Origin of the sequence: Carnobacterium sp., from assembly GCF_032094055.1 — a bacterium.
Classification (GTDB): domain Bacteria; phylum Bacillota; class Bacilli; order Lactobacillales; family Carnobacteriaceae; genus Carnobacterium_A.
Genome location: NZ_DAMDAK010000021.1, coordinates 17,789 through 21,495, shown reverse-complemented (window position 1 = coordinate 21,495; position 3,707 = coordinate 17,789). Strand labels below are relative to the sequence as shown.

Annotated in this window: 3 protein-coding genes and 1 pseudogene; 3 read left to right on the top strand and 1 reads right to left on the bottom strand. The window is 37.0% G+C overall.

Translation table 11 applies throughout. From position 1 onward, the window contains the following. The 3 genes and pseudogenes from RT405_RS05075 to RT405_RS05065 form a co-directional block, all read left to right on the top strand. Positions 1 to 98, top strand: a pseudogene (locus RT405_RS05075) (DegV family protein); the annotation flags it as partial. Between the two features lie 164 nt (positions 99 to 262). Beyond that, entirely contained in the window at positions 263 to 2,599 is a 2,337-nt protein-coding gene (gene recJ, locus RT405_RS05070; protein ID WP_313468113.1) for a single-stranded-DNA-specific exonuclease RecJ, read from the top strand. A gap of 23 nt (positions 2,600 to 2,622) precedes the next feature. Then, positions 2,623 to 3,135, top strand: a complete 513-nt coding sequence (locus tag RT405_RS05065) for an adenine phosphoribosyltransferase (RefSeq protein ID WP_313468111.1) — start codon at positions 2,623 to 2,625, stop codon at positions 3,133 to 3,135. Positions 3,136 to 3,300: 165 nt separating this feature from the next. Here the strand turns inward: RT405_RS05065 and lexA are convergent. Further along, positions 3,301 to 3,707: transcriptional repressor LexA (gene lexA / locus RT405_RS05060; RefSeq protein ID WP_313468110.1), on the bottom strand; the 407-nt coding region annotated here is incomplete at its 5' end.

Here is a 3,707-nt window from a genome sequence, read left to right as displayed (position 1 = left end):
ATTTTGAACACACATTTGAAGGGGAAGTGAGCCCGGCATTGGGTGTCCATACTGGTCCTGGCTTGATTGGAATTGGTATAAGCATCTTAGAGCCTTAATAAGGAGAAAGTCCTTTTAGATCTACTCAAACAATAAATACTTAAACAGTAGCTAACTAAGGTTGGAATAAAGTGAGGTGACCACTTTATTCCAACCTTTAATTTATGAATCAACCTTTTTTAGTGTTTATTTGTTATAATGTAAAAGTTAGGAGTGAAGCCGTTTGTTAAAAACACATACAAAATGGAAAGTAAAAGAAGAATTGCCGTTAAGCGAAGTAAAAAGACAAGAACTAGATCCAGAATCTACTTATACATCGTTGTTTCTTTCTCTATGTCTGCAAAGAGGGCTGGAAACCGCAGAAGAAATTCAACAATTTTTACAACCTGATGAAACATGGATTCACGATCCTTTTATGCTGAAGGATATGGATAAAGCTGTTTCACGGATTATGGAAGCTATTGAAAATGGCGAACGAATCACTGTGTATGGCGATTACGATTCGGATGGTGTTACCAGTACCGCTGTACTAAAAGAAACCATAGAAATGATTGGAGGAGAAGTAAATTTTTACATTCCCAATCGGTTTAATGATGGTTATGGTCCAAATGTCCAAGCGTTTGAAAGCTTAATTTCATCAGGCACAGCACTAATTCTCACTTGTGACAATGGTATTTCAGGTCATGAAGCTATTGCTCGAGCAAATGAATTAGGAGTTGACGTTATTGTAACCGATCATCACGAAGTACCAGCAGAATTGCCAGCTGCTTATGCTATAATTCATCCACGTCACCCAGATGGAAATTACCCCTTTGGTGAATTAGCAGGAGTCGGAGTAGCTTTTAAGTTAGCTACTGCGTTATTAGGCGAAATGCCTTTTGAGTTACTAGATTTGGTAGCTATAGGGACCATAGCAGATTTAGTATCGCTAACAGGAGAAAACCGAGCATTGGTTCTACAAGGATTAGCTGTTTTGAAAGATTCTCAAAGAATTGGAATAGCGGCTCTTTGTAAGGTTGCTGGCGTGAAACAATCAGAAATAGATGAAGAAACAATTGGGTTTATATTGGCTCCCCGTTTAAATGCGATAGGACGTTTAGGTGATGCTACTCCTGCAGTAGAACTACTGACAACATTTGATGAAGAGGAAGCTGTTAAATTAGCTAAACAGATTAATGAAAAAAATATTGAACGGCAAACTATTGTTGCTTCCATTACAGCAGAGGCTTTTAATATGATTGAAAAAAACAATAGCGATCCTCATGTATATGTTTTAGCGAAAGAAGGATGGCATGAAGGTGTTTTAGGTATCGTTGCGAGTAAAGTTGTAGGGAAAACTGGCAAACCTGCTATTGTTCTTAATATAGATAAAGAAAAAGGGTCAGCAAAGGGTTCAGGCCGTAGTGTCGCTGCTTACCATCTTTACCATGCTTTGGAAGATGTCGCACATTTGACTACGACATTCGGCGGTCACCATATGGCAGCTGGATTAACTGTGCCTATCGAAAATATTCCGACGATTCAAACCGAACTTAATGCCTTTTTAGTGCAAAGCGGCTTGGAAGATCAATTAGCTGAGGAAATAGTTATTGATGAGCAGTTAAAGCTAACCGATATTACTCTTGAAGCTATTGAAGAGATTCAACAACTTGCGCCATTTGGAACAGATAATTTAAAGCCGACTTTTATTTTAGAAAAAGCTAAAGCTCAGGATGTTAGAAGAATTGGCAGCGACCAAGCTCATTTAAAATTAAAGTTAGTCAATGATGAAACTTCCTTAGATGTAATTGGTTTTCAGTTTGGATCAGTTGCTGAGGAAATAGGAATAGATGCAGAACTGACTTTGGTAGGAAAGTTAAGCATCAACGAATGGAATGGTTTACGTAAACCTCAGTTAATGATCGAAGACTTAGCTATCGAAGGGACGCAAGTCTTCGATTTAAGAAGTACCCAAATCTCTCCAACTATTTGGAAACTAGCTTCGGCTGATTATGTTTTTTTTGACAAAAAAAATTACGAAGCAAATGTAGAAAAAATAGCTGAAGCTAGCTCTGCCCAGTTAATTACCGATTTTTCTGCAACTGAAGGATTTAAGATGCAGACAGCGCATCTTATTTTAGTAGATTGTCCTCCAGATTTAGCTTGGTTAAGCCGTTTACTACAGAACTGTCATCCAGAAAAAATCACTGTTTGTTTTTATAGTCAAGAGAATGCTTATTTAGAGGGAATGCCGACTCGTGATCAATTCACTAAAGTATATAAATTTATAACGACACACGTGAATATCAATGTACGACAACAATTAAATGTATTAGCCGACTTTTTAAAAATAAAAGAAAACTTGTTAATTTTCATGATTTCAGTGTTTTTTGAAGTAGGATTTGTTACAATAAAAGACGGTGTTATGAACATAGTTCAAAATACCGAAAAAAGAGAATTAACAAAAACAGATAAATATCAAAAACGACTGAGAAAAATAGAAGCTGAAGAAGCACTTATTTACAGTCACTTTACAGAACTGGAAAGCTGGCTAAAGGCTCAGCTGAAAAAAGAACTGTAAAATTGAATGGAGGAAAAGATTCAATGGATTTAAAAGAATATATTGCAGACGTACCGGATTTCCCAGAAGAAGGTATTATTTTTCGTGACATTTCACCCTTGATGGCAGATGGGGAAGCTTATCGTTATGCAACAAATGAAATTGTTCAGTATGCAAAAAATAAAGGGGTAGACATGATTGTTGGACCGGAAGCTCGCGGTTTTATCGTTGGTTGTCCTGTAGCTTATGAATTAGGCATCGGCTTTGCTCCTGCAAGAAAGAAAGGAAAACTTCCGCGTGAAACAGTTGAAGTTAACTATGGTCTAGAATACGGCAATGATATCCTGCAAATTCATAAAGATGCCATTAAACCTGGCCAAAAAGTTTTAGTTTGTGATGATCTTTTAGCCACAGGTGGTACCATTGCAGCAACCATCAAATTAATCGAACAATTAGGCGGAGAAGTTGTAGGGACAGCTTTCCTAGTTGAATTAAGTGAGTTAAAAGGCCGCGATAAAATTAAAGACTACGATATTTTAGCTTTAATGGAATATTGATTTTTTTCTTTAACAAATAAATGGAAAAGAGGTTGACCCTAAAGGGCCAACCTCTTTTCCATTACTTAACAATTTTTATTAACGTGTTCCAAAAGGCAGACGCGATATCCACTTTGTCATGCCTATAGTAGCTTAGCTACGTTAGTCACTCTACACTGTTTATGATTAAAAAATATGGCTTCGATAAAGGCCGACAACTTTTCCTAGAACGGTTACTTCATCTAAAATAATAGCATCCATTGTATCATTTTCTGGTTGTAAGCGATAGTAATTACTTTCTCGATAAAATCTTTTGCAAGTCGCTTCATCTTCATTGGTTAAAGCAATAATAATGTCACCGTTATTTGCACTTGATTGTTTGCGGACAATCACTTCGTCACCGTCGAATATCCCGGCGTTGATCATACTTTCACCGCGAATAGTCAGCATAAAAAGAGCTTCGCTTTCTTGTTTTAAGTTAGGAGGAAGCGGAAAATAATCAGTTGCTTCTTCTACTGCTAAGATAGGTTCTCCAGCTGTAACAGTACCCAGTAAAGGAATGTGTTCCAATTGAATGCCTAGTTTTGATAAAC

Bases quoted from the DNA above. Each gene is read 5' to 3' on its own strand.
- RT405_RS05065 (WP_313468111.1), top strand. From the start codon at position 2,623: ATGGATTTAAAAGAATATATTGCAGACGTACCGGATTTCCCAGAAGAA.